This window comes from Streptomyces roseolus, from assembly GCF_014649855.1.
In the GTDB taxonomy this organism is placed as follows: Bacteria; Actinomycetota; Actinomycetes; order Streptomycetales; family Streptomycetaceae; genus Streptomyces; species Streptomyces roseolus.
Map to the genome: position 1 here is coordinate 149,198 of NZ_BMTV01000015.1, position 24,264 is coordinate 173,461.

Genomic DNA, 24,264 nt, shown 5'->3' on the forward strand with positions numbered 1-24,264 from the left:
CAAGGGGTTGTCCGATATGCCCGGAATGCCGCCGTCATGTCGCCGTCATGCCGTAGGTGCCTGGAGGCCGCCGCGATCGCCGGGTCGGAGTCCCCTCCACGGCATCTCCACGTTTCTCGAGAAGAACAGAGGGTCGCAGGGCGCAGGGCACGATCGACGGGTTCAGTTATGGCATGGCCACGCCACTCGCGGGCCAGGTGACGGCCTGCCTGGGCAGCGCGCCGGGGCCGCGCCGCACCGTGCGGTCGCTCGCGACCGGGCGGACCCGGAGGCCCGGGTGGCCGGCGCTCGGGGCGGCGTCGATCGGGTGCGGGATCTGGACCATGCGCTTCATCGCGATGCCCGGCTTCCAGGTGAGCGAGACGGACATCTCGCACGACGGCACGCTGACCTTCCTCAGCCTGCTCGTGGCGACGCTCGTCGTCGGCGCCGGCGTCTTCACCGTGGGCTGCCGCGGCGCGCGGCCGGTCCCGCTGCTCGCCGCCGGCCTCTTCACCGGCCTCGGCGTGGCGGGCACGCACTACCTGGGCACGGCCGCCATGCGGATGAACGGTCCGTGACGTGCCGGCCCGGTGTCGTCGCGCTTCTCCGTCCTCATCGCCGTCGTCGCCGCGACCGCCGCCCTCTGGGCCGCCGTCTCGGTCCGCGGCTTCCTCGCCGGCCTCGGGGCCGGCGTGATCATGGGCATCGCCGTGACCGGCGTGCACGACACCGGCACGGCCGCCCTCGGCGTCACGGTCGCCCTCGGCGCCCACGCCACCGCGGGCGACGGCTCCTCCGCCCTCGACGTGCGGTCGCTGCTCGTCGCCCGCTGACCTTCCTCGTCCTGGCCGCCGCCGTCGTCGTGCTCGACCCGATGCTCACCCCGGGCGAGGACGAGCCCGTCGGCCGGCTCCGCGCATCGACATCGGCGACCTCCGGAGCGGCCTGGACGCCGACGACGACCGGGGCGTCGGCATCGGCGCCGGAAGCCCCGGCCGGAAGCCGCAGCCGGGAGAGCCGGAGCCGCTGAGCCCGAGGGGCACGGAAACGGCGCCGGGGTGCTCCCCGGCGCCGTTTCCGTGCCCCTACGCGCGCGTGCGTCAACTGTCGCCGGTGCGCTCGCCGAGGACCACCGTCGTCGTCGCCGTCCTGCCGTCGCGCTCGTAGGTGATCTCCACGGAGTCGCCCGGCTTGTGCGTCCAGATCTCGCTGATGAGCGACGGGCCGCTGTCGATGGGGTGGTCGCCGAAGGCCGTGATGACGTCGCCGGGCCGCAGGCCCGCCTTGGCCGCCGGGCCGCTCGGCGTCACCGCCTCCGTGCCGCCCGCGCCCTGCTCGGCGATCCGCGCGCCCTCGCCCTTGTCGTTCATGTTCACGGTCGCGCCGATCACCGGGTAGACCGGCTTGCCGGTCTTGATCAGCTGCTCGGCCACCGTCTTCGCCTGGTTCACCGGGATCGCGAAGCCGAGGCCGATGGAGCCCGCCTGCGACTGGCCGTAGCCGCCGCCGGTGGACTGGATCGCCGAGTTGATGCCGATCACCGCGCCGGCCGCGTCGAGGAGCGGACCGCCCGAGTTGCCGGGGTTGATCGAGGCGTCCGTCTGCAGAGCGCTCATGTACGAGTTGCTGCCGCCGCCGTCGCCCGAGGCCACCGGGCGGTTCTTGGCGCTGATGATGCCGGTCGTCACCGTGTTGGAGAGACCGAAGGGCGCGCCGATCGCGATCGTCGAGTCGCCGACCGCCACCTTGTCCGAGTCGCCCAGCGGCAGCGGCTTCAGCCCCTCCGGGGCCTTCTTGAGCTTGATCACGGCCACGTCGTAGCCCTCGGCCCGGCCGACGACCTCGGCGTCGTACGCCCGCCCGTCCGAGAAGGTCGCGGAGAGCGTGCCGCCCTCCGCCGCCGACGCCACCACGTGGTTGTTGGTGACGATGTGGCCTTCCTGGTCGTAGACGAAACCGGTACCGGTGCCGCCCTCGCCCTGCACGCCGCCCGACTTGGCCTGGATGGTGACCACGCTCGGCAGCGCCTTCGCGGCGACCGCCGCGACCGTGCCCGGCTCCCGCTTGAAGGAGGCGGGGGCCTCGCCGGAGGAGACGGTCGTGGACGCCGGGCCGCCGTCCTCGCTCTGGGCCGCCCAGTACCCGATGCCGCCGCCGATGCCGCCGGCGACGAGCGCCGCCGCCAGGACGGCGGCGACGAGCCCGCCGGTGCGCTTGCGCGGCGCGGGCGGGGCCGGGACCGGCTCGCCCCAGGACGGAACGGCCGGAGGCGCCGGCGGCCAGCCGCCGCCCCCGGCGGCCGCCGCCGCGTGCTCGGGGGCGTGCACGGGCGCGTACGGGGGAGCGGGGGCACCGGCCGCCGCCGAGGGCGCGGCGGCCGGAGGCGCGGGCACGGAGGCCGGAGGCGCGGGCGGGACCGGCGGCTGGATCCGGGTCGTCGCGTCCGCGCCGGCCGGCGCCGCGGGCTGCGGGGACTCCTGGGGCTGCTGGTGCTGCTGGTGCTGCTGGTGCGGAGCCTGCGCGGCCGGCTGCGCGGCGGGCGGCGGGGTGGCGGGGGCGGGCGGCGTGGCGGGGGCGGACGGGGCAGTCGGGTCCGCCGGAACCTCGGTGCCCTCGTTCTCGGTGCTCACAGCTCGCTCTCCTCGTTCACGGCGTGGGGACGGTGACGGTCGCTCCAGGGTGCTGGGCACAGCTTTTCCCACCAGGCGTCAGGCCGCGGTAAGGCGGAGCTGTGCGAACGCGCCCCCTTCTTTATATCCGCACAGAACGGACAGGTCCGGTGTGCCCCGTCCGCCTTGCCAATGGCACCATGACGCGGTGACCCACGCACGGCAGCAACCGCACCCCGGCCCCGTCCAGGTCGTCGCCCACCGAGGAGCCTCGGAGGACGCGCCGGAACACACCCTGGCCGCCTACGTGAAGGCCATCGAGGACGGCGCCGACGCCCTGGAGTGCGACGTACGGCTCACGGCCGACGGGCACCTGGTCTGCGTCCACGACCGCCGCGTCGACCGTACCTCGAACGGCCGCGGCGCCGTCTCCACGCTCGAACTCGCCGACCTCTCCGCGCTGGACTTCGGCGCCTGGAAGAGGTTCAAGGAGCGCGAGGACTCCGGCGCGCCCGCCGAGCTCCCCGACTGGGGCGACCCCGAGCACACCTCGGTCCTCACCCTGGAGCGGCTCCTGGAGCTGGTCTCCGACGCGGGCCGGCGGGTCGAGCTCGCCATCGAGACCAAACACCCCACCCGGTGGGCGGGCCAGGTCGAGGACCGGCTCCTCGCGCTCCTGAAGCGTTTCGGCCTGCACGCGCCCGTGGCGGCCGAGGAGTCCCCGGTGCGGATCATGAGCTTCTCGGCCCGCTCCCTGCACCGGATCAGCGCCGCCGCTCCGACGCTCCCGACCGTCTCGCTCACCCAGTTCGTCACCCCCCGGCTCCGCGACGGGCGCCTCCCCGCGGGCGCGCGCGTGGCCGGTCCCTCCATCCGGATCGTCCGCCACCATCCGGCCGTCATCCTGCGCCTGCAGAAGGCCGGCCACCAGGTCCACGTCTGGACCGTGGACGACCCTGAGGACGTCGAACTCTGCCTGCGCCTCGGCGTCGACGCGATCATCACCAACCGGCCCAAGGCCGTCCTCGAACACCTCGGGCGCGCCTGAACCACGGCACCGGACGCCCCGCCGGGGGCGGTCGGGGGGAGTGCACCGGCGCGTTCGGCGCGTACGCGATCGTCACTTGTGCTCCACCCCATCCGGAACAGGCGGTTTCCGGACGTGGTCACCGGGGCATCCACACGATGGCGTGGGGCGAAGGAGGTCTCGGGGGTGGCGTTGGTGGTGGCACAGAAGGTGCCCACGTCGTCGAGCATGGCCGTACCCCATGGCCCTGCGGGCGTGGGGGAAGCGCGACACCGGATGCGGGACGAGCTGTACCGCAGCGGGGTGTCGGAATCGGTCGTCGACGACGCTGTCCTGATCCTGTCCGAACTGCTCAGCAACGCCTACCGGCACGGCAGGCCGCTGGGCCGGGCGGACCGGGGTGAGGGCGACGTGCTGGCGGCCTGGCGGCTCGATCCGTCGGGCGGGCTGACGGTCGAGGTCACGGACGGAGGCGGTCCCACGAGACCCGTCCCGTCGACGCCCTCGGTCACGGCACGCGGCGGACGCGGGCTCAACATCATCGGCGCCCTGGCCCAGGACTGGGGCGTGCGCGACAGCGCGACGGGTGAGGTCACGGTCTGGGTGATCGTCACGGAGGGCCACCGCCGCGAGGACTTCGCGACCCGGGTCGGCACCGGAGGCTCCGGCTTCGACCTCCTCGACGCCTACGACGACCTGGACTGAGGCGACGGCCCCCGGGCGGACGGGCGGCCACTCGGACAGCCGCCTCGGGCGGCCACTGCCGACCTGTCGGCGGGACCGCCGGTCGGATCCGCCGACGGAGCCACCGGTCGGTCCGTCGACGGAGCCGCCGCCCTGGTCGCTCCATGGGCCGCCGCCCTGGTCTGCCCACGGACCGCCGTCCTGGTCGCTCCGCGGACCGTCGGCCCGGTCTGCCGCCGCGCCGCCGTCCGGGTCTGTCGGCGGGCGTGCACCGGGCCCCCGTTCCGGTCCGCCGGTGCGGGCGGGGGCGAGGGGTGCGTTTCCGGCCGGTTCACGGCTACGGCCCCGGGGGCGGCTCCGAACCGGCTCCCTCCCCGGCGGAGCCCGTAGCCGGCCCGGGGGCGGGGACCGCATCCGATATGCCGGGTGGTCAGGGCACGGCTGGGCTTGCGGCGGCGTCCGGACGGCTAGGCTCGCGCCCGACACAGCACCGCGATCGGGAGAAAGCCACACCATGGCCAAGAAGCGCCCCCAGACGAAGGCCGGCAAGAGCGGCCAGGCACAGGTCACGAACGGGGAGATCCCGGTCGTCGGCGCGCGCGAGCCGTGCCCGTGCGGTTCGGGCCGCCGCTACAAGGCGTGCCACGGCCGGGCCGCCGCGCACGCCGCGACCGAGCACGTCCAGCGCCCCTTCGAGGGCCTGCCCGGCGAGTGCGACCTGGTCGCGCTGCGCGAGCTGGTGCCCGCCGCCACCGTGCCGCTCACCCTCAAGGGCGGACTGCCCGAGGGCGTCCCGTCGGTGACGCTGGCGACGGTCCTGCCGATGGCCTGGCCCGCGCTCCGCCGCGACGACGGCTCCGTCCTGCTCGCCCTGCAGAACGACGGCACCTCCGGCGACCTGTCCCGCGACCTCGCCGACACCCTCCAGCGCGCGCTGGAGACCGCGCCCGGCAACCCGGTGCCGCCGCGCCGCGTCGAGCCCGAGGGCCCGCGCCTCCAGGACCTGCTCGACACGGACGCGCCCTTCGAGCCCGAGGTCCACACGGGCTTCGAGTTCTGGATCCCCGCGTCGGCGGACGGCGCCGACCCCGAGGTCGCCGCCTCCCTGGAGCGGGCCAACGCCGCCGCGATCCCGACGGAGAAGCTGGCCTCGGTCGACGCCGCCTACTGGTGCGAGACCCCGGACAAGAACCACCTGCGCTGGGTCATGCCGCACCCCGAGGAGAAGCTCCTCGACGCGCTCGCCCGCCTCCAGGTCGCCGGCGCCACCTCGCTCGGCCCCGACACCCGTCTCGTCGGCTCCTTCCGCGCCCACGGCCTGATGGTCCCGGTGTGGGACCTGCCGTCGGCGATGACCGCCGAGCAGTGCGAGAAGCCCGCCGCCGAGTTCGCCGGGCGACTGGCCGAGGCGCTCGCCGTGGAGACCCCGCTCACCGCCGAGGAGCGTCGTGCCCGCGGCGGCCTCACGAACCGTCAGGTCACTCTCAGCTGATACCCCAGGTGGTATCGGTGACTGACAGACCGATCAGTCGGTGACTTCCGCCACAGCGGAACCTACGGAGCGGTAAATCCCTGTCCGAATAACCGAGATCGAATTTGCGAACCGCAGATCTCTTGTTACCGTTCTGGGAGCCCGGTCGCTGGTGCATCCCCCGTCGCCAGCGACCGGGCGTTTCCATGCCCGCCCCGCCGTCGCGCCGTGGCGGTTGCTCAACTCGCTTCGTCCTCGGCCGTGTTGCTGCCCGAGCGGAGCAGCAGCGGCGCCCCGCCGCCTTCTTCCTTCCCCGCGAATTCCGCCACCGCCGTATGCGCGCGAGCGGCGCCCGTGCCCGGCTCCCTCGGGGTCTCGCAGGTGCCCGGCTCGTCCCGCGCGGGGACCGGGCACCGCACCTGGACCGTCCGGCCCCCGGGCGCCATGAGGGTCAGAATCGCGTCGATCTCGCGGCCGGTGGCATTGCGGTAGTAGGTGCGCGCCCAGACGTCCGGGCCCTCGGACAGGACGCAGGTCTGTGCCTCGACGCCCTCGGGGGAGGCGACTTCGGGACCGCAGCGGCTGACCCGCTCGGGCGTCCCGGCGGCCTCTGCGGCGGCGCTCGCCGACGGGGGCGCCTCCTTCGGGGCGACGGGCCGCGCGCTCTCGCCGGTCCGCTCCTCCCCGCCGAGCCCCAGTTCGCCCAGGAGCTCTCCGGCCACGCCGCCCGGCTTGGCGTCGCCCGCCGGCGCCCGGCCGTCGGGAGCGTGGTGCGCCGGAGCGCGGGACGTCGACGGCGGTGCTTCGTCCGGCCGGCCCGCCGTGGCGGCCGGCGGGACGAGGACGGCGATCGCGACGACGGTGCCGAGGCCGGCCATGCGGAGGTGCGCCGGACCCAGCCGACTCATGCGACCCACCTGCTCTGTTCGGGGACCGGTCCCGGGCCGGGAACGATCACGGACGGTGGGCCGAACCTACCCGCGCCGGACGGGCCCCCGGCGGGCCGCGCGCCGGATTCCCGTACGCGTCGGCCCGGGACGCACCCGTTCGGGTGAACGGTCAGTAGGCGAGCCGGCTTCCGCCGCCGGGGGTGGCCGTGCTCGCCGCGACCAGGGCGTCGACGACCGCCTCCACGTCCGGCAGCCAGGGGCGGGCCGAGCCGGCGAGCGGCTCCCGCTCCCAGCGGACCCGCCCGGTGCCCGCCGTGGACGGCGGCATCAGCAGATAGCCGCCCTCTCCGTGGAACCGCAGCGAGCTGGGCACGCTGTCCTTCGCGTACAGCAGCTCGCCGAGCCGTTCGAGGCCGTACGGGGCGACCAGGATCGACCAGCGGGTCGGCGTCGCCACCACCGGGCCGAGCCGCATGCCCATCGCGTCGAGCTCCCGCAGGGCACGGGCGCCCGCGGGCGCCGGCAGGCTCACCGCGCAGGGGGCGCGGCCGCCGGTGGCCAGCAGGACGGGGGCGTCCGGGCGCCGGGTCCACCACCAGCGGATCATCCGCTCGTCGGTGGTGGCGGCCAGCAGGCCCGGGTCGAAGGGGTGGGCGCCGGGGACCACGCACTCCGGGTCGGGACAGGCGCACACCGGCCCGGCGCCGCCGGACCGCTCGGCCGTACGCCCGTCACCGGGCTTCTCCGCACGGCCCACCACGCCAGCGGTACCGGGCTTCTCCGCACGGCCCGCCGCACGACCGTCACCGGACTTCTCCGCACGGCCCGCGCCGGACCGCTCCGCTCTGGACGCGCCGGAGACGGCCCGCAGGCCGCCGCGGACGGAGGTCTTCGCCCTGCCGGCGGGCTCCGCCAGGCCCACTCCCGGCAGAACGGGCCAGTCCCACTCGACCGCGAAGGTGACCGCCGCGTCCTGCCGTGCGGTCCTCTCCTTGCGCCGGAACCGGAGCCTGCGTCGCCTTCCGAGGATCTCGCGCATGAGCGCTCGTTCCTTTCCGTTGAACGCCGAATCCACATCACACCACGTGCAGATCTCTTCACCGTGCGTATCAGCGCGTACAGCGTCGGCGGTGCGTCGCCCCGCTCGGGGGCGGGGCCGGCCGGAACGGGGCCGGGTCACAGTCAGGTCGAAGCCGGTTCAGAACGATCCCCGCCACGCGGGGGTGGGACTGCGGCCTGCGGCACGTACGACGCCGGGGTTCCGCTTCTCGATCCCGGGGCGCCGTCAACTGCCCCTGCCTGTCATCGATTACGTACCCCACACGCTCAGAATGACGCGCTTTCAAACGACGCCAGTCGACCGCAAATGGTGCACACCGGGGGCAATTTTCGGCCAACTTCCAGCCCACTTCAACCCCTGTGCACGAGCTCGCCGGACGCCACCTGGACACCACAAGTCCCATGGGGACGATGCTGGACATCGCTCCTCGGGTGCGTGTACATGTGGAGACATCGAGCGGCGCAATATGACATGGGGGTTTGCGATGCCATGGCGTCAAACGCACCGGTCGGAAAGCCGACCGAGATGAGCTCCCCGCACCTGCCGAAACACCTGCAGCAGCACCTTCCGAAAGTGGCCGGAATCGACTCCACAGTTCCCGCGCCCCCGCACACTAAGGCGCCCCTCGCGGGCGTCCCCGCCGCCGCGGCGCCCGTCGACGCGACTCCCGCGCCCGGCGCCCTGATCACGGACCGCCTGGCCGGCTGGGTCTCCGACCTCACCACCCTCCACGAACTCACCGAGCGGCTCATCAGGACCGCGGCCCTCGACGAGGCCCTCCACGAACTCCTCGGTGCGGGAGCCGCCCTCGTCGGCGCCCGCCGCGGCATGGCCGTCCTCGAGCCCGCCGACGGCCTCGGCCCCGCCACCACCATCGGCCTCGGCCTCGCCCACGCCGACCTCGGCACCATCGAGACCGTCCCCCGCGGCGCCACCGGCTACGGCCGCCTCCTCGACGGGCTCCCCGACCCGTCGGATCCGGGCCGCGTCCCGGAGCCCATCGCCATCCACGACGTCCGCACCGAGGAAGGCCTCGACCCCCGCCACCGCGAGGTGGCCGCACGCCTCGGCTACGCCGCCAGCTACGCCCTCCCCCTCGCCACCGAGGAGGCCGGCCGGCTCGGCGCCGTCGTCTGGCTCTACGACGAGCCGGCCGCCCCCACCGACCGGCAGCGCCACCTCATCGGCCTCTACGGCCGCTTCGCCACCGAGCACCTCGGCCGCCTCCTCCAGGTCGAGCGCGCCCGCGTCCAGGTCTCCACCGTCGCCGAGGAACTGCTCCCGAGCCGGCTCCCCCGCGTCCCCGGAGTCCGCCTCGCCGCCCGTCACGGCACCGGCCCCCGGGGCGGCGGCGACTGGTACGACGCCCTGCCGCTGCCCGAGGGCGCCCTCGGGCTCTCCGTCGGCTCCGTCTCCGGCACCGGCCCCAGCGCGCTGGCCGCGATGGGACGGCTGCGCGCCTCGCTGCGCGCGTACGCGGTGATGGAGGGGGAGGACCCGGTCGCCGTCCTCTCCGACCTGGAGCTGCTACTCCGGCTCACCGAGCCGGCCCGCTCGGCCACCGCCCTTTTCGCCTACGCCGAGCCGGCCCGCCGCCGTCTCGTCCTGGCCGGTGCCGGCCACGCCCCGCCGCTGCTGATCGGCGAGCGCCGCACCGAGTACGTGGAGACCTCCCTCTCCGCCCCGCTCGGGATGCTCTCCTGCTGGGAGGCGCCCAGCGTGGAGCTGTCCCCCGCACCAGGAGAAACGGTGCTGCTGTACACGGACGGGCTGCTGCGGCGTACCGGCGACCCCGTCGACCGCGCCTTCGCCCGGCTCCACGCCGCCGCCGCGAGCGTTTCCCGGACGGACCGGGACGATCCTGGCGCAATCGCCGACCACGTCCTGCGGACCGTGCTCCCGGACGGGCTCGACCCGGCGGTGGAGGGCGAGGACGTGGTGCTGCTCGCCGCCCGCTTCGACTGAGCGCACCGGTCACCGGTGCGATCGCACCGGTGACCGCGCGGTAACGGGCCTTCCGGCCCTGGGCCCCCTTCCGTACGACCGTACGATGGAGGGGGTTCAGTGTCGTACCAAGAGGAGGCAGACCCGTGGCCGAAGAGCTCACTCCGGAGACCCCGGACGAGGCCGAGGAGCCGATCAAGCAGCGGAAGAACGGCCTGTACCAAGGCGTTTCCGACGAGCTCGCCGAGAGCATGAAGTCCGGCTGGGCCGACACGGAGCTGACCGGCCTCGCGCCGATCCCGCAGGCCGAGCGGACCGCCGCCCGGCGCGCCGCGCTCTCCGCCCGCTTCCCGGGCGAGCGCCTGGTGATCCCGGCGGGCAACCTGAAGACCCGGTCGAACGACACCGAGTACAGCTTCCGCGCCTCCACCGAGTACGCGTACCTCACCGGCGACCAGACCCACGACGGCGTCCTCGTCCTGGAGCCGACCGCGACCGGCCACGACGCCACGATCTACCTGCTGCCCCGCTCGAACCGTGAGAACGGCGAGTTCTGGCTCGACGGCATGGGCGAGCTGTGGGTCGGCCGCCGCCACTCCCTCGCCGAGGCGGAGCAGCTGCTCGGCCTTCCGGCGAAGGACGTCCGCGAGCTGGCCGCCGCCCTCGCCGAGGCCACCGGCCCGGTCCGCGCCGTGCGCGGTCACGACGCCGGCATCGAGGCCGCCCTCACCGACAAGGTCACCGCCGAGCGCGACGAGGAGCTGCGGGTCTTCCTCTCCGAGGCCCGGCTCGTCAAGGACGACTTCGAGATCGCCGAGCTGGAGAAGGCCTGCGCCGCCACCGCCCGCGGCTTCGAGGACGTCGTGAAGGTCCTCGACAAGGCCGAGGCCACCAGCGAGCGCTACATCGAGGGCACCTTCTTCCTCCGCGCCCGCGTCGAGGGCAACGACGTCGGCTACGGCACCATCGCCGCCGCCGGCCCGCACGCCTGCACCCTCCACTGGGTCCGCAACGACGGCGCCGTCCGCTCCGGCGACCTGCTCCTGCTCGACGCCGGCGTCGAGACCACCGAGCTCTACACCGCGGACGTCACCCGCACCCTGCCGATCAACGGCCGGTACACCGACGTCCAGCGCAAGATCTACGACGCCGTGTACGAGGCGCAGGAGGCGGGCATCGCCGCGGTGAAGCCCGGCGCCGCCTACCGCGACTTCCACGACGCCGCCCAGCGGGTGCTCGCCGAGAAGCTCGTCGAGTGGGGCCTCGTCGAGGGCCCGGCCGACCGCGTCCTGGAGCTGGGCCTCCAGCGCCGCTGGACCCTGCACGGCACCGGCCACATGCTCGGCATGGACGTCCACGACTGCGCCGCCGCGCGTACCGAGGCGTACGTCGACACCACCCTGGAGCCGGGCATGTGCCTGACCGTCGAGCCGGGGCTCTACTTCCAGGCCGACGACCTGACCGTGCCGGAGGAGTACCGCGGCATCGGCGTCCGGATCGAGGACGACATCCTCGTCACGGAGGACGGCAACCGGAACCTCTCGGACCAGCTGCCCCGCCGGTCCGACGAGGTCGAGGCGTGGATGGCCGGCCTGAAGGGCTGACGCCGCCGCACGGGGGAAGGGCCCCTTTCGAGGGGCCCTTCTCACGGTTCAGGCCAGCAGGAGGGACGGGCTGTCCTTCCACTTCAGGATCTTGTCGAAGCTGACCACCGCGCCGCCCCGGCCCGAGCGGCCGAAGTGGACGTGGTCCGAGAGCTCCTCGATCAGGCGCAGGCCGCGGCCGCTCTCGGCGTCCGGCCGGGCGGCCCGGGCGGGCGCCGGCGGCGACCCGGGGAAGCCCGGGCCCGCGTCGGCGACCTCGATGCGGCAGGTCTCGCCGTCGAGGAAGGCCGTCACCCGGTACGCCTCCGAGGCCCGGCCCGCGGCGGTGCCGCCACCGTGCTCGACCGCGTTGGCACACGCCTCGGTCAGGGCGACCGACAGCTCGTAGGAGACGTCGGGATCGACCCCGGCCGTCTCCATGGTGCCGAGGAACAGGCGCCGGGCGAGCGGCACGCTCGCGGCCTCGCGCCGCAGATGGAGTGACCACCAGATGCTCATGCTCCAGCCTCCCGGCAGCGGCTCGACATACCCCTAGCTATTGCCGCGCGCGGCGGTCCGTAAGCGCCCGGAAGCGTCAAGAGCGCCCGTTCGGCGGAAGCGAGGGGGCCGGGCCCCGGTGTATGTCCGGCCCGGTCCCCCGGCTGCCGCGGCGCGTCCCGGCGTACCGCCCGGCACGTCCGCCGGCGCACCTCCCGGCGCATGTCCTACCGAACACCCCCAAGACCGACCTTGCGGACCTGCCTCCTGCGGGCGGGGGCCCTGGTGCGATGATGGGGCCGCCATGTCTGCCCCCGCGCTCGCTCCACGGCTGCTGAGGGCCGCGGTGTTCACCGCGGTCTGCGTCGTGCTGTCCGCGCTGGGACACGCCCTCGCCGCCTGCGCGGGCATCGCCCTGTGGACCCTCCTCGCCGGCTTCCTCGGCGTCTTCGGGGTCACGGTCCTGCTCACCGGGCGCGAGCGCTCGCTCGGCTTCGTCGTCGCCACCCTGGCGGGCGGACAGCTAGGGCTCCACCTCCTCTTCGGCCTCGGACAGCGGCAGCTCGCGCTGAGCGCCCAGGCCGACGACGCGCTCGTCCGCATGGCGGCCAAGCTCGTCTGCGGCTCGGGCGCGGCCAACCTCACCCCCGGCGACGCCGCCGGGATCCTCAGCCGGGCCGGGATCGACCCGGCCGCCGCGTCCGCCCACGCGGGCGCGCACGGGGCCGCACCCGCCGACGCGCTGCTGCCCGGCCTGCCCATGGCCCTCGGGCACCTGCTCGCCGCCTTGGTGGCCGGCTGGCTGCTGCGCCGGGGCGACCTGGCCCTGGTCCGGCTCGTCGAGCTCTCCGAGCAGCGCGCCGGCGAACTCGCCGAGGCCGTCCCCGTACGCTCCCTGCGCGCCGCGCTCCGCCTCGTCCGGGCCCTGCTCGCCGGCCTGGCGGCGCTGGCCCCGGCCGGTCCCCGCGGCCTGCTCCGCACCGCCCTCGACTCCCCGCCGCCGCCGGTGGCCGGGGCACTCCAGCACTCGGTGATCCGCCGCGGCCCGCCGGCCGCCGCCTGCGTCCTCGCAGCCTGACGCGGTCCGCTCCACGGGGAGCGGGGCCGCGCCCGTCCGCGCCCCTCCGCCCGGGTCCGCCCGTGGCGCCGCGGGCCGCCGGACCGGACCGCCTTCTCTCGCGGGCCCGCCAGGGCCCCTCCACCGAGCCGGAGTGTCTTCCATGAACCTGTCCCGCGTCGCCCTCGCCGCCGGCACCGCCGCGGCCTCCGTCGTCCTCCTGTCGGGCACGGCCTTCGCCCACGTGAGCGTGCAGCCCCAGGGCGAGGCCGCCAAGGGCGGCTACGCGACCGTGAACATCAAGGTCCCGAACGAGCGCGACAACGCCTCCACCGTGAAGCTGGAGGTCAGCTTCCCGCTCGACCACCCGCTCGCCTCCGTCATGCCGCAGCCGGTCCCCGGCTGGAAGGCCGAGGTCACCAAGGCCAAGCTGGACAAGCCGCTGACGCTGCACGGCAAGCAGATCAACGAGGCCGTCTCCAAGGTGACCTGGACCGCGGACGGCTCGAAGATCGGCCCCGGCCAGTTCCAGCAGTTCCCGCTCTCCCTCGGCCAGCTGCCGGAGGACGCCGACCAGCTCGTCCTCAAGGCCGTCCAGACCTACGACAACGACGAGGTCGTGCGCTGGATCGAGGAGCAGAAGGGCTCCGAGGAGCCGCAGAACCCGGCCCCGGTCCTGAAGCTCTCGGCCGCCGGCGCCGACCACCACGGCGGCGGCGCCACGCCCGCCGCCCCGTCCTCCGCCGCGGCGGACGCGAAGGCCGGCCACGAGGACGGGGCCGGCGCCCACACCGAGACCGCATCCGCCTCCTCCAGCGACACCACGGCCCGTGTCCTCGGCGTCATCGGCATTCTCGTCGGCATCGCCGGCGTCGCCTTCGGCGTCCTCGCCGGCCGCCGCCGCTCGGCCTGAGGCACACCCCGGCCGGCATGCCCGGCACGCCGCGGCACACCTGGTACGCCTGGTGTGCCCGGCATCCCGGCGTGCCGGGCACAGCCGGCCAGATCCGCACCTCCCGTACTCCGAAAGACACTCACCGCATGTCCACAGAGAAGACGTCCCCGTCGCAGAGCGGCGGGGACGGCACCACAGGCCGCCCCGGACGGCGCACCCCGCTGATCGTCGCCGCCGTCGCGATCGTCGCCGCCCTCGGCATCACCGCCGCGGTCGGCCTCGGCGGCGACGACCCGAAGGACGCCTCGTCCTCCGGGGTCGCCCAGATCGAGGGCGTCACCGAGAAGGCCCGGGCCGCCACCGTCCTCGACCGGCCCTTCACCAAGCCCGACCTCGTGCTCACCGACACCAAGGGCGAGCGTTACGACCTGCGCGAGCGCACCAAGGGCAAGCCGACGCTCATCTACTTCGGCTACACCAACTGCCCCGACGTGTGCCCGCTGACGATGAGCAACATCGCCATCGCCAAGAAGCAGCTCCCCAAGGCCGACCAGGACAAGCTCCAGGTCGTCTTCGTCACCACCGATCCCGAGCGGGACACGGCCGCCTCGCTGGCCAAGTGGCTGCCGGGCTTCGGCGACCCGTCCTTCACCGGGCTCACCGGCGACTTCGCGACGATCCAGGCGGGCGCCCGCTCGATCGGCATCGGCATCGACCCGCCGAAGAAGGAGAAGGACGGCACCGTCGTCTCCATGCACGGCGCCCAGGTCGTCGCCTTCTCCCCCACCACCGACCAGGGCTATGTCCTGTACGGGGAGGACGCCACCGTCGACGACTACGCCAAGGACCTGCCGAAGATCATCAAGGGGGAGAACCCGTGACCCGCCGCACCACCGCCCTGTCCGCCTCCGTGGCGCTCGCCGCCGCCCTCGCGCTCGCCGGGTGCTCGTCCGACGGCGGAAAGCCCGAGCTGAAGGTCAGCGGCGCGTACATGCCCCAGCCCGTGACGGACATGGCCGGCGGCTTCCTCACCATCGAGAACGCCGGCGACACCGCCGACAAGCTCACCTCGGTCACCAGCCCGCTCTCGGACGACGTCACGATGCACGAGACGAAGAACCAGAAGATGCAGATGGTGAAGGCCTTCGACATCCCCGCCAACGGGGAGCTGAAGCTGGCCCGGGGCGGCAACCACCTCATGTTCATGGAGCTGAAGAAGAAGCCGAAGCAGGGCGAGAAGGTCAGCGTCGAGCTGCACTTCGAGAAGGCCGACCCGATCACGGTCGAGCTGCCCGTCGAGGCCACCAACCACAACCCGCAGCAGCACTGAGCTCGTTGACGGAGTGACACAGTGACGACAACCACCGCCCCCCGCCTCGGCAGCGCCCTGGCCCGGCTGCTCGTCCTCGCGGCCGCGCTCCTGGGCGTGCTCCTCGCCGGCGCCGCCCCCGCCTCCGCGCACGCGGCGCTGACCGGGAGCGACCCCGGCGACGGGGCGGTGGTCGCCACCGCCCCCAAGGAGGTCGGCCTCACCTTCTCGGAACAGGTCGCGATGAGCGCCGACTCGATCCGGGTCCTCGACCCCTCGGGCCGGCGCGCCGACACCGGCGAGATCATCGACCTGTGCAGCGGCGCCGTCGTCAAGTACGGCGTGGCCCTGCGGGCCGGTCTGCCGGACGGCACCTACACCGTCGCCTGGCAGACCGTCTCCGCCGACAGCCACCCCATCGCCGGTGCCTTCACCTTCTCCATCGGCGCCCCCTCCGCCACCTCGGTCGCGCTGCCCGAGCAGTCGGTCGGCGGCGGGGTCGTCGGCGCCCTCTACGGGATCGCGCGCTATCTGTCGTACGCGGGCTTCGCCGTCCTCGTCGGCGGCGGCGCCTTCGTGCTGCTGTGCTGGCCGCGCGGCGCGGGCGTCCGGCCCGTGCAGCGGACCGTGGTCCGGGGCTGGCTGACCCTCACCGGCGCCACCCTGGTCATGCTGCTGCTGCGCGGCCCGTACACCGGCTCCGGCCGGCTCGCCGACGTCTTCGACCTGGCCGGGCTCCAGGCCGTGCTCCAGACCAAGACCGGGGCCGCGCTCACCTCCCGGCTGCTGCTGCTCGGGGCTGCGGCGCTCTTCGTCGCCGTCCTCTTCGGCGCGTACGCCCGGCGCACCGACCCCAAGGAGCGCAAGGACCTCGCCTTCGGCCTGGGCCTCGGCGGCACCGTGGTCGCCGCGGGCATCGCCGGCACCTGGGCGCTCGCCGAGCACGCCTCCACCGGCATCCAGCCCGGCATCGCCATGCCGGTCGACATCCTGCACCTGCTGGCGGTCGCCGCGTGGCTCGGCGGCCTCACCACCCTGCTCGTCGCCCTCTACCGGACGCCCTCCGTGGAGCGCGCGGCCGTCGAGCGCTTCTCCCGGGTCGCCTTCGTCTCGGTCGCCGCCCTGGTGGCCACCGGCCTCTACCAGTCCTGGCGCCAGGTCGGCTCCTGGTCGGCGCTCACCGGCACCCGGTACGGGCAGCTGCTCCTGGTGAAGATCGGTCTGATGGCCGTCCTCGTCGGCATCGCCTGGATATCCCGCCGCTGGACCCGTCGCCTGGCGGAACGGACGGTGACGCGGGCCGAGGGAGAGGAGCGTGAGCAGCACCTTCAGGAGGAGCCCGCGGAGGAGGACCGTCAGGAGGAGACGGGCACGGACGAGACGGGCACGGAGGGGAGCGGCACGGAGGGGTCCGCTCCCGAGGACGGGCCGGATCCCGAGCGGGCGGCCCAGCTCGCCCGGCAGCGGGCCGCCGTGGCCACCGCCCGGCGGAAGAAGGAGCGGGACGCGGACCCCGAGCGGACCGGACTGCGCCGCTCGGTGGTCACCGAGGCCGCCGTGGCCGTCGTCCTGCTCGCCGTGACCACCGTCCTCACCTCCACCGAACCCGGCCGCACCGAGGAGGAGGCCGCCCGGAACGGCGGGACGACGGCCGGCTCGGCCGCGGTGCCCGACCGCCCGGTCGACATCCGCCTCCCCTTCGACACCGGCGGCGTGGACGGCGAGGGCGTCGTCCGGCTCAGCCTCGACCCGGGCCGCACCGGCGCCAACGCCCTGCACCTCTTCGTGGAGCGCCCCAACGGCAAGCCGCTGGACGTCCCCGAGATCAAGGTGAACCTCACCCTGGAGGAGAAGGGCGTCGGCCCGCTGCCCGTCGCCCCCGACCGGATCCAGACCGGGCACTGGAGCGCGAGCGGCGTCCAGCTCCCGCTGCCCGGCGAATGGCGGATCCAGGTGACGGTCCGTACGTCCGAGATCGACCAGACCACCATCGAGAAGAACGTCAAGATCGGCTGAATGACCGTGAGCAACCCCGTGACCGGCCCCGCGCCCGATGGTGCCCCCGCCCCCGGCACCGACAGCGGCCACCTCGACATCTCCCGGCGCCGGCTGCTCGGCACCGTCGGCGCGGCGGGCGCGGCCGGCCTGGTGATCGGCGCCGCCGGCGGCGCCGGCATCGCGACGGCCGTCTCGAAGGACGGCACCGCCGTGCCCGGAGCGGGCGGCTCCCGCGCCCTCGCCTCGGTGGGCGCCACCGAGGTGGGGTTCCACGGGAGGCATCAGCCCGGGATCACCACCCCGCTCCAGTCGCGGGGCCATCTGGTCGCCTTCGACCTCGTGCCGGGCGCCGGGCGCCGGGAGGCCGCCGCGCTGCTGCGTCGCTGGTCGGCGACGGCGCGGACGCTGATGGCGGGGGAAGCCCCGCCCGAGGACACCGGGATCGCGCTGGACGCGGGCCCGTCCTCCCTCACGGTCACCTTCGGCTTCGGCCGCACCTTCTTCGACCGGACCGGGCTCGCCGCCCGGCGCCCGGCGCAGCTCGACCCGCTGCCCGCCTTCTCCTCCGACGCGGTCGACCCGAAGCGCTCGGAAGGCGATCTGTGGGTGCAGATCGGGGCGGACGACGCCCTGGTCGCCTTCCACGCGCTGCGCGCGATCCAGAAGGACGCCGGGGACGCGGCCCGGGTCCGCTGGCAGATGAACGGCTTCAACCGCTCCGCCGGGGCGACCGCGCGCCCGATGACGGCCCGGAACCTGATGGGGCAGGTCGACGGCACCAACAATCCGAAGACCACCGACCCCGACTTCGACCGGCGGATCTTCGTCCCGATCGGGGCGACCGGCGCGCAGGACTGGATGGCGGGCGGCTCCTACGCGGTCGTGCGGCGGATCCGGATGCTCCTGGACGACTGGGAGGGGCTGGCGCGGGAGAAGCAGGAGCAGGTCATCGGCCGCCGCAAGGCGGACGGGGCGCCGCTCTCGGGCGGCTCGGAGACGACTCCGCTGGACCTGGACAAGCTGGGCCCGGACGGGAAGCCGGTCATCCCCGGCAACGCCCACGCCCGGATCTCCGCCCCCGAACAGAACGGCGGTGCGGCCATGCTGCGCCGTCCCTTCTCCTTCCACGACGGGATCGGCGCGGACGGCGCCCCGGACGCCGGCCTCCTTTTCATCTGCTGGCAGGCCGACCCGCTGCGCGGCTTCGTACCGGTGCAGCGGAAGCTCGACCGGGGCGACGCGCTGTCGCCCTTCATCCGGCACGAGTCGAGCGGTCTCTACGCCGTACCGGGCGGGGCGGCCGAGGGCGAGTACGTCGGCCAGCGGCTGCTGGAGTCCTGAGGCCGGCCCGAGGGGCCCGGCGGCCGGGGCCCGGTGCGGGTCGAGGGCTGAGACGGGGCGGGGCAGGGCGCCGAGGCGCATTAGGGTGACGGTATGTCCGCCACTCGGTACACCTACCTCGGCCCCGAAGGCACGTTCACGGAGGCCGCGCTGCGGAGCCTGCCCGAGGCGGCGACGCGGGAACTCGTCCCCATGGTCTCGGTCCCGGCCGCGCTCGACGCCGTGCGGAACGGGGAGGCGGCCGCCGCGCTCGTCCCGATCGAGAACTCGGTCGAGGGCGGGGTGACGGCGACCCTCGACGAGCTGGCCTCCGGCGAGCGGCTGATGATCTACCGCGAGGTGCTGCTGCCGATCTCCTTCGCGCTGCTCGTGCGGCCCGGGACCGCGCTGTCGGACGTCAAGACGGTCACGGGCCATCCGGTGGCCCAGCCGCAGGTGCGCAAGTGGCTGCGCAAGCACCTCCCGGAGGCGGTGTGGGAATCGGCGGCGTCCAACGCGGACGGTGCCCGGCTGGTGCAGGAGGGGCGGTTCGACGCGGCCTTCGCGGGTGAGTTCGCGGCGGCGACGTACGGCCTGGAGGCACTGGTCAAGGAGATCCACGACGCGGAGAACGCGGAGACGCGGTTCGTGCTCGTGGGCCGCCCCGCCCGGCCGGCGGCGCCGACCGGCGCGGACAAGACCTCGGTGGTGCTGTGGCTGGGTGACGATCATCCGGGTGCCCTTCTGGAACTCCTCCAGGAGTTCGCGGTGCGTGGGGTGAACCTGATGCTGATCCAGTCCCGGCCGACGGGGGCGGGGATCGGGAACTACTGCTTCGCCGTCGACGCCGAGGGCCATGTCTCGGACCGGCGCGTCGCCGAGGCGCTGATGGGTCTGAAGCGGATCTGCCCCGAGGTGCGCTTCCTCGGCTCGTATCCGCGGGCGGGCGCCTCCCGCGCGGACGTCAGGCCGCTGCGGCGGGGGACCTCGGACGAAGAGTTCACGGCTGCCTCCGACTGGCTGGCGAGGGCCCAGGACGGAAGGGCCTGACCGCGATAGTGACCGAACGGCGCGGTGGGTGCGCTCGTTCGTCCACAGGTAGGCACTGTTAGTCCTACCTGCATATTTTTTGGTTTCCCCCTCACTTATCCACAGGCTTGGTGCGCAAGCTGGGGACAAGTCGACACCTGCTCCCGACAAGGTCGACAAATCACCCTCATCACCCCTCGCGCGCGTGGACTCCATCCACAGGCCCCGCCGTTGTCCACGTCAGAACGGGCCCAGGCCACTCACTCTTCAGAGGGAGGGATTCCCCTCGAAATGAGTGGGAGAATCGCGTTTGATCACGCAATTCGGAGGCAGCGGGGCCTGAATCCACAGAACTTCCTCACACCCTGTGGATAACTCGATTCCCGGGAATTCCCAGGACCTCACCAAGACCCTCAATTCGGGCATATCAACACGCCCTCTTTTATCCGGTGAGGGCGCGCGAGCACACACCGGTAGCCTGGTGGGGTGATTGACCTTCGCCTGCTCCGTGAGGACCCCGACCGTGTTCGCGCCTCCCAGCGCGCCCGTGGAGAGGACGTCGGCCTCGTCGACGCCCTGCTCTCCGCCGATGAGCGGCGCAGGTCGTCCGGCGTCCGCTTCGACGAGCTCCGTTCCGAGCAGAAGGCGCTCGGAAAGCTGATCCCCAAGGCCACCCCCGAGGAGCGCGCCGAGCTCCTCCAGCGCGCCGAACAGCTCAAGACCGACGTCAAGGCCGCCGAGGCCGAGCAGAACGAGGCCGACGAGACGGCCCGTGCGCTCCTCCTCCGGCTCGGCAACATCGTCCACGAGGACGTGCCGGTCGGCGGCGAGGAGGACTTCGTCGTCCTGGAGACGCACGGCACCATCCGCGACTTCGCCGCCGAGGGCTTCGCGCCCAAGGACCACCTGGAGCTCGGCGAGGCGCTGGGCGCCATCGACGTCGAGCGCGGCGCCAAGGTCTCCGGCTCGCGCTTCTACTACCTGACCGGCGTCGGCGCGCTCCTGGAGCTCGCGCTGGTCAACGCCGCCATCGCGCAGGCCACCGAGGCCGGCTTCATCCCGATGCTCACCCCCGCGCTGGTCCGCCCGCGCGCCATGGAGGGCACCGGCTTCCTCGGCCAGGCCGCGGAGAACGTGTACCACCTGGAGAAGGACGACTACTACCTGGTCGGCACCTCCGAGGTCCCGCTCGCCGCGTACCACATGGACGAGATCATCGACGCCGACAAGCTGCCGCTGCGGTACGCGGGCTTCTCGCCCTGCTTCCGCCGCGAGGCCGGCACGTACGGCAAGGACACCCGCGGCATCTTCCGCGTCCACCAGTTCGACAAGGTCGAGATGTTCTCGTACGTCGCGCCCGAGGACGCGGAGAACGAGCACAAGCGACTCCTGGACTGGGAGAAGCAGTGGCTCACCTCCCTGGAGCTGCCCTTCCAGGTCATCGACGTCGCCACCGGCGACCTCGGCGCCTCCGCCTCCCGCAAGTTCGACTGCGAGGCGTGGATCCCCACCCAGGGCAAGTACCGCGAGCTGACCTCGGCGTCCAACTGCGACGGCTTCCAGGCCCGCCGCCTCTCGGTCCGCATGCGCGAGGAGCAGGGCGGAAAGAAGACCGTCCAGCCGCTCGCCACGCTGAACGGCACGCTGTGCGCCGTCCCGCGCACCATCGTCGCCATCCTGGAGAACCACCAGCTCGCCGACGGTTCGGTGCGCGTCCCGGAGGTCCTCCGGCCGTACCTGGGCGGGCGCGAGGTCCTGGAGCCGATCGCCAAGTGAGCGCCTTCCCCTACCGCTTGGTCGCGACGGACCTCGACGGCACGCTGCTGCGGGCCGACGAGTCCGTCTCGGACCGCACCCGGGAGGCACTCGCCGCGGTGACGGCGGCGGGCGCCGCGCACATCGTCGTCACCGGCCGGGCGGTGCCCTGGACCCGTCACATCCTCGACGACCTCGGCTACGAGGGCATCGCGGTGTGCGGCCAGGGCGCGCAGGTCTACCACGCCGGCGAGCACCGGCTGCTGACCTCCCTCACCCTGGACCGGCAGCTCGCCGGACTCGCGCTGTCCAAGATCGAGGCGGAGATCGGTCCGCTGGCTCTGGCCGCGAGCCGGGACGGCCTGGAGGGCGAGGTCCTGGTGGGCCCCGGCTACCGGGCCCAGGAGGGCCCGCTGCCGTACGTGCCGTACGAGGACCCGGCCGAGGTGTGGGCGGCGCCGCTCACCAAGCTCTACCTCCAGCACCCGACGCTGGGCGACGACGAGCTGACGGCCGTCGCGCGCGCCACCGTCGGCGGCCTCGTCGACGTGGTCATGGCGGGCCCGGGGATCGTGGAGATCCTGCCGCTCGGCCTGAGCAAGGCCACCGGCCTGTCGCTGGCGGCGCGCCGGCTGGGCGTGAAGGCGGCGGAGACCATCGCCTTCGGCGACATGCCCAACGACATCCCGATGTTCGGCTGGGCCGCGCACGGAGTCGCGATGGGCAACGCGCACGAGGAGCTGCGGGCGGTCGCGGACGAGGTGACCGACTCCAACGAGGAGGACGGCATCGCGGTCGTCCTGGAGCGACTGCTGGCGGGCTGATCCGCGTCCGTACCACCGGGAACTCCGTACGAAGGCCCGCTCCTTGAGGGAGCGGGCCTTCGTCGGTCGCGGCCCGCGCGGACCGGAGATCCGCGCGCTCGAAGCGGCCGCCACCGGGGGATCCCCCGTTTCCCCCGCACAACTAGTGTGCGCCGGGCGGGCGTTCGTCCGCGAACGGTTTTCCGTGCGCCGGGTGCCGGGTGAGCGGGTGGCAGGCGAGGCCGATGGCGAGCGAGAGGGCGTGCCCGAGGTCGGTGAAGGTGCGGTCCGTGAGCAGCGGGACGAGGAAGAAGACCACGACGGCGGTGAGGTAGAGCCATCGCCAGGGCCGGGGGACGCGGTGGGCGAGGATCCCCGCGGAGGCGGCGAGGCCGTAGCTGACGCCGATGTCGACGACGTGCGCCATGCTGCGGGGCACGTCGTGGTGGGTGATCGCGTAGAGGACGACCTGCTGGCTGACGAGTGTGGCGGCGATGTGGGCGGTGGCCACCGTGAAGAGCCACTTGGGCGTGCCCAGCCAGCGCTCCACGGGGGCGTGGAAGAGCTCGAAGAGGAGCACGTAGAAGGCCAGTGCGGCCGGATCCTGGATCCAGAGGGCGCTGCCGAGCAGGGCGCGGACCGGGTGACGGGCGAGCTGGTGGAGGTTGCTGCTGTTGCGGTGCAGCAGATAGGTCTCGAAGCCGTCGGGCGAGAGGGCGAGGACGAGGCTGGTGATCGCGATGACCGCGAGCCAGAGATGCGTACCGGGTGACGAACGCACCCACGACCTGATCGGTCGGGACGGTTCGCCACCCGGAGTGGTTTCGCTCGGCACCTGTCCGTGCCTATCACCCGGGACCGCCGGGCCCGGTGAGGCCCGGCGGGGCCTCAGAAGTTGATCATGTGGCCGGCGATGCCGTGGATCGCTTCCTTGACGGCCTCGCCCAGGGTCGGGTGGGCGTGGACGTTCCGCGCGACCTCGTGGACGGTGAGGTCCCACTGCTGGGCCAGGGTCAGCTCGGGCAGCAGCTCGGTGACGTCCGGGCCGATCAGGTGGGCGCCGACGATCTCGCCGTACTTGGCGTCGGCGACGATCTTGACGAAGCCGGTGGAGTCGCCGAGGCCGTGCGCCTTGCCGTTCGCCATGAAGGGGAACTTGGCGACCTTGACGTCGTAGCCCTTCTCACGGGCCTGCGCCTCGGTGTAGCCGAAGCTGGCGATCTGCGGCTGGCAGTAGGTCGCGCGCGGGATCATCGCGTAGTCGAGCTCCATGGTCTCGGCACCCGCGATGGTCTCGGCGGCGATGACGCCCATGGCCTCGGCGGTGTGCGCGAGCATCAGCTTCGCGGTGACGTCGCCGATGGCGTAGATGTGCGGGACCGAGGTGCGGCTGCGGCCGTCCACGTCGATGGCGCCGCGCTCGGTGAGGGCGACACCGGCGGCCTCCAGGCCGTAGCCGGTGACGTTCGGCGCGAAGCCGATGGCCTGGAGGACCTTGTCGGCCTCCAGGACCTTGCTGGCGCCGTCCTTGCCGGTGACGGTGACGCGGACCTGCGGGCCGGACTCGTCGATGGCGTCGACGCGGGTCGAGGTGAGGACGTCGATGCCGAGCTTGCGGTACTGCTTCGCCAGCTCCTTCGACACCTCCTCGTCCTCCAGCGGGGCCATCCGGTCGAGGAACTCGACGATGGTGACCTTGGTGCCGTAGTTGTTCAGCACGTACGCGAACTCGATGCCGATCGCGCCGGCGCCGGCGATGATGATCGACTTCGGGGCGTCCTCGGCGAGGATCTGCTGCTCGTACGAGACGACGCGGTCGCTCAGCGCGGTGCCGGGCAGCAGGCGCGGGCTGGCACCGGTGGCGATGATGCAGTTGTCGAAGGTGATCGTCTGCGTGGTGCCGTCGGCCTTCGCCACCTGGAGGGTGTTCGCGTCGAGGAAGGTGCCCCGGCCGTCGAACTCCGTGATGCCGTTCTTCTTCATCAGGAAGTGGACGCCCTTGACGCGGCCGTCCGCGACCGAGCGGCTGCGGCGGTAGGCGTCGCCGTAGTCGAAGGTCACCGAGCCGTCGACCTTGATGCCGAAGGTCTTGGCCTCGTGGTTGAAGATGTGCGCCAGTTCGGCGTTGCGGAGCAGCGCCTTGGTGGGGATGCAGCCGACGTTCAGGCAGACACCGCCCCAGTACTTCTCCTCGACGACCGCGACCCGCTTGCCCAGCTGGGCGGCGCGGATGGCGGCGACGTAGCCGCCGGGGCCAGCTCCGAGTACGACGACGTCGAAGCGGTCTGACATGACTGACTCCCGAAGGTGGTGAGGGTGTTCGGTGCACGTACGAGCCCACAGTAGTCCG

22 protein-coding genes are annotated in these 24,264 nt (G+C 73.4%); 16 read left to right on the plus strand and 6 right to left on the minus strand.

Annotated features, from left to right (window positions below; all coding sequences use genetic code 11):
• The first annotated feature begins 173 nt into the window (after window positions 1–173).
• Both IE245_RS19485 and IE245_RS19490 read left to right on the plus strand, forming a co-directional pair.
• On the plus strand, window positions 174–560 hold the full coding sequence (locus tag IE245_RS19485; protein WP_189949261.1) for an MHYT domain-containing protein: 387 nt from the start codon (window positions 174–176) through the stop codon (window positions 558–560).
• A 12-nt stretch (window positions 561–572) separates the two neighbouring features.
• Window positions 573–815 (plus strand): hypothetical protein, encoded by a 243-nt coding sequence (locus IE245_RS19490; protein WP_189949263.1) that lies wholly within the window; start codon window positions 573–575, stop codon window positions 813–815.
• Between the two features lie 267 nt (window positions 816–1,082).
• On the opposite strand, the gene IE245_RS19495 is transcribed toward IE245_RS19490, so the two are convergent.
• Window positions 1,083–2,612: a S1C family serine protease gene (locus IE245_RS19495; RefSeq protein ID WP_189949265.1), complete on the minus strand. Its 1,530-nt coding sequence runs from the start codon at window positions 2,610–2,612 to the stop codon at window positions 1,083–1,085.
• A gap of 187 nt (window positions 2,613–2,799) precedes the next feature.
• On the opposite strand from IE245_RS19495, the gene IE245_RS19500 reads away from it, so the two are divergent.
• The 3 genes from IE245_RS19500 to IE245_RS19510 all read left to right on the plus strand — a co-directional run bounded on the left by IE245_RS19500 (window position 2,800) and on the right by IE245_RS19510 (window position 5,794).
• On the plus strand, window positions 2,800–3,639 hold the full coding sequence (locus IE245_RS19500; protein WP_189949267.1) for a glycerophosphodiester phosphodiesterase: 840 nt from the start codon (window positions 2,800–2,802) through the stop codon (window positions 3,637–3,639).
• A gap of 90 nt (window positions 3,640–3,729) precedes the next feature.
• On the plus strand, window positions 3,730–4,323 hold the full coding sequence (locus IE245_RS19505) for an ATP-binding protein (protein WP_373305354.1): 594 nt from the start codon (window positions 3,730–3,732) through the stop codon (window positions 4,321–4,323).
• A gap of 493 nt (window positions 4,324–4,816) precedes the next feature.
• Window positions 4,817–5,794, plus strand: a complete 978-nt coding sequence (locus IE245_RS19510) for a DUF5926 family protein (RefSeq protein WP_189949269.1) — start codon at window positions 4,817–4,819, stop codon at window positions 5,792–5,794.
• A gap of 218 nt (window positions 5,795–6,012) precedes the next feature.
• Here IE245_RS19510 and IE245_RS19515 read toward each other — a convergent pair whose 3' ends face one another.
• Window positions 6,013–6,681, minus strand: coding sequence for a hypothetical protein (locus IE245_RS19515; RefSeq protein ID WP_189949271.1), 669 nt, complete (start codon window positions 6,679–6,681; stop codon window positions 6,013–6,015).
• A 151-nt stretch (window positions 6,682–6,832) separates the two neighbouring features.
• Window positions 6,833–7,702 (minus strand): bifunctional DNA primase/polymerase, encoded by an 870-nt coding sequence (locus tag IE245_RS37125; RefSeq protein WP_229851401.1) that lies wholly within the window; start codon window positions 7,700–7,702, stop codon window positions 6,833–6,835.
• A gap of 492 nt (window positions 7,703–8,194) precedes the next feature.
• Here IE245_RS37125 and IE245_RS19530 point away from each other — a divergent pair, with 492 nt between their 5' ends.
• Complete coding sequence (locus tag IE245_RS19530; protein ID WP_189949273.1) at window positions 8,195–9,688, plus strand: PP2C family protein-serine/threonine phosphatase; 1,494 nt, start codon at window positions 8,195–8,197, stop codon at window positions 9,686–9,688.
• 125 nt (window positions 9,689–9,813) lie between these two features.
• Window positions 9,814–11,271 carry an aminopeptidase P family protein gene (locus IE245_RS19535; protein ID WP_189949275.1) on the plus strand — a complete coding sequence of 486 codons (1,458 nt, stop codon included), beginning with the start codon at window positions 9,814–9,816 and terminating at the stop codon, window positions 11,269–11,271.
• Between the two features lie 48 nt (window positions 11,272–11,319).
• Here the strand turns inward: IE245_RS19535 and IE245_RS19540 are convergent, their stop codons facing one another.
• Window positions 11,320–11,769, minus strand: a complete 450-nt coding sequence (locus tag IE245_RS19540) for an ATP-binding protein (protein ID WP_189949277.1) — start codon at window positions 11,767–11,769, stop codon at window positions 11,320–11,322.
• A 283-nt stretch (window positions 11,770–12,052) separates the two neighbouring features.
• Here IE245_RS19540 and IE245_RS19545 point away from each other — a divergent pair, with 283 nt between their 5' ends.
• The 9 genes from IE245_RS19545 to IE245_RS19585 all read left to right on the plus strand — a co-directional run bounded on the left by IE245_RS19545 (window position 12,053) and on the right by IE245_RS19585 (window position 21,935).
• Entirely contained in the window at window positions 12,053–12,826 is a 774-nt protein-coding gene (locus IE245_RS19545) for a hypothetical protein (protein ID WP_189949278.1), read from the plus strand.
• A gap of 142 nt (window positions 12,827–12,968) precedes the next feature.
• Window positions 12,969–13,718, plus strand: a complete 750-nt coding sequence (locus IE245_RS19550; protein ID WP_189949280.1) for a YcnI family copper-binding membrane protein — start codon at window positions 12,969–12,971, stop codon at window positions 13,716–13,718.
• Between the two features lie 128 nt (window positions 13,719–13,846).
• Window positions 13,847–14,581, plus strand: coding sequence for an SCO family protein (locus tag IE245_RS19555; RefSeq protein ID WP_189949282.1), 735 nt, complete (start codon window positions 13,847–13,849; stop codon window positions 14,579–14,581).
• Entirely contained in the window at window positions 14,578–15,030 is a 453-nt protein-coding gene (locus tag IE245_RS19560) for a copper chaperone PCu(A)C (RefSeq protein WP_189949285.1), read from the plus strand. Before IE245_RS19555 ends, IE245_RS19560 begins: the two co-directional genes overlap by 4 nt.
• A 21-nt stretch (window positions 15,031–15,051) precedes the next feature.
• Entirely contained in the window at window positions 15,052–17,025 is a 1,974-nt protein-coding gene (locus IE245_RS19565) for a copper resistance CopC/CopD family protein (RefSeq protein ID WP_189949287.1), read from the plus strand.
• Window positions 17,026–18,348 (plus strand): iron uptake transporter deferrochelatase/peroxidase subunit, encoded by a 1,323-nt coding sequence (gene efeB / locus IE245_RS19570; RefSeq protein ID WP_189949289.1) that lies wholly within the window; start codon window positions 17,026–17,028, stop codon window positions 18,346–18,348.
• 93 nt (window positions 18,349–18,441) lie between these two features.
• A complete protein-coding gene (gene pheA, locus IE245_RS19575; RefSeq protein WP_189949290.1) occupies window positions 18,442–19,377 on the plus strand; it encodes a prephenate dehydratase in 936 nt (311 codons plus the stop codon).
• Between the two features lie 465 nt (window positions 19,378–19,842).
• Window positions 19,843–21,132 (plus strand): serine--tRNA ligase, encoded by a 1,290-nt coding sequence (gene serS, locus IE245_RS19580; protein ID WP_189949293.1) that lies wholly within the window; start codon window positions 19,843–19,845, stop codon window positions 21,130–21,132.
• Window positions 21,129–21,935: an HAD family hydrolase gene (locus IE245_RS19585; protein WP_189949295.1), complete on the plus strand. Its 807-nt coding sequence runs from the start codon at window positions 21,129–21,131 to the stop codon at window positions 21,933–21,935. Before serS ends, IE245_RS19585 begins: the two co-directional genes overlap by 4 nt.
• A 142-nt stretch (window positions 21,936–22,077) precedes the next feature.
• Here IE245_RS19585 and IE245_RS19590 read toward each other — a convergent pair whose 3' ends face one another.
• The gene (locus IE245_RS19590; RefSeq protein ID WP_229851402.1) at window positions 22,078–22,695 is read right to left on the minus strand and encodes a rhomboid-like protein; all 618 of its coding nucleotides are present in this window, start codon (window positions 22,693–22,695) and stop codon (window positions 22,078–22,080) included.
• A gap of 107 nt (window positions 22,696–22,802) precedes the next feature.
• The gene (lpdA, locus tag IE245_RS19595) at window positions 22,803–24,206 is read right to left on the minus strand and encodes a dihydrolipoyl dehydrogenase (RefSeq protein WP_189949299.1); all 1,404 of its coding nucleotides are present in this window, start codon (window positions 24,204–24,206) and stop codon (window positions 22,803–22,805) included.
• Window positions 24,207–24,264: the final 58 nt, after the last annotated feature.

Bases quoted from the DNA above. Each gene is read 5' to 3' on its own strand.
- lpdA (WP_189949299.1), bottom strand. From the start codon at position 24,206: ATGTCAGACCGCTTCGACGTCGTCGTACTCGGAGCTGGCCCCGGCGGC.
- IE245_RS19515 (WP_189949271.1), bottom strand. From the start codon at position 6,681: ATGAGTCGGCTGGGTCCGGCGCACCTCCGCATGGCCGGCCTCGGCACC.
- efeB (WP_189949289.1), top strand. From the start codon at position 17,026: ATGACCGTGAGCAACCCCGTGACCGGCCCCGCGCCCGATGGTGCCCCC.
- IE245_RS37125 (WP_229851401.1), bottom strand. From the start codon at position 7,702: ATGCGCGAGATCCTCGGAAGGCGACGCAGGCTCCGGTTCCGGCGCAAG.
- IE245_RS19540 (WP_189949277.1), bottom strand. From the start codon at position 11,769: ATGAGCATCTGGTGGTCACTCCATCTGCGGCGCGAGGCCGCGAGCGTG.
- IE245_RS19555 (WP_189949282.1), top strand. From the start codon at position 13,847: ATGTCCACAGAGAAGACGTCCCCGTCGCAGAGCGGCGGGGACGGCACC.
- pheA (WP_189949290.1), top strand. From the start codon at position 18,442: ATGTCCGCCACTCGGTACACCTACCTCGGCCCCGAAGGCACGTTCACG.
- IE245_RS19510 (WP_189949269.1), top strand. From the start codon at position 4,817: ATGGCCAAGAAGCGCCCCCAGACGAAGGCCGGCAAGAGCGGCCAGGCA.
- IE245_RS19530 (WP_189949273.1), top strand. From the start codon at position 8,195: ATGGGGGTTTGCGATGCCATGGCGTCAAACGCACCGGTCGGAAAGCCG.
- IE245_RS19550 (WP_189949280.1), top strand. From the start codon at position 12,969: ATGAACCTGTCCCGCGTCGCCCTCGCCGCCGGCACCGCCGCGGCCTCC.
- IE245_RS19485 (WP_189949261.1), top strand. From the start codon at position 174: ATGGCCACGCCACTCGCGGGCCAGGTGACGGCCTGCCTGGGCAGCGCG.
- IE245_RS19545 (WP_189949278.1), top strand. From the start codon at position 12,053: ATGTCTGCCCCCGCGCTCGCTCCACGGCTGCTGAGGGCCGCGGTGTTC.